Annotated in this window: 1 protein-coding gene; it reads left to right on the top strand. The window is 57.2% G+C overall.

Annotated features, from left to right (window positions below; translation table 11 throughout):
* A partial coding sequence (locus EN845_RS33805; protein ID WP_189587430.1) for an SPASM domain-containing protein occupies positions 1-279 on the top strand: 279 nt, incomplete at its 5' end.
* Positions 280-676 lie beyond the last annotated feature (397 nt).

Below are 676 nucleotides of genomic sequence, written 5' to 3'. Positions count from 1 at the left end.
GTCGACCCTAAGATCGTTGCACCACGTCAGCCAGTGGTCGGAGCCCTAACCTGCGTGGACGCACGACAGTATCGGAATGTTCTTCTTCCAAACGGCGACGTTACCCTGTGCTCTATGGATTTTGAACGGCGTCACGTATTGGGCAACCTTCTATATGAGGGTTACTCCGCTCTGTTTGAAAAGCCAGTTTTTCGCGAAATCGTCGACCGCATGAATGGAGCAGATGGTTTTCTGCTTTGCAGGATGTGTGAATTCGCCGACCCAAACGACCGGACCTGAGTGCATGCCGGCCGAGAGGGCGTGCCTGGCAGTGCGGATGGCCCCACGACAGATGCACCTGCCCGCGACGCCATCGTGTTTTCACGTTACGCCAGTATGTTCCTGTAGGCGCGGCAGTGGGTCTCGAGCATTTCGGAGACGAGCTCATCGAAAGGTCTTCGCCTTCCAACCGAGCTTGTCGGCCTGCCTAGCTTGAGGTAACGCCGATCACAGGTCAACCATCGGTCGGATGGAAACAGTGTTAGTCGATCCCGATCAGAGCTTGATTGCTTACTCACGGCTCACCTCGTCAACGCCTTCACCCTCCCGGACGATCTCCTTTTCGACTCGCCTGAAGGCAGCAGCCCAGCTGCGGCCGGGGATGGTTGCCGTCGCGGTAGTGGACGTTCTCGAAACC

Origin of the sequence: Mesorhizobium sp. M8A.F.Ca.ET.202.01.1.1 (genome assembly GCF_004791595.1) — a bacterium.
Classification (GTDB): Bacteria; Pseudomonadota; Alphaproteobacteria; order Rhizobiales; family Rhizobiaceae; genus Mesorhizobium.
Note: the sequence above shows the minus strand (reverse complement) of the source record. Positions and strands in the feature narration are given on the sequence as shown.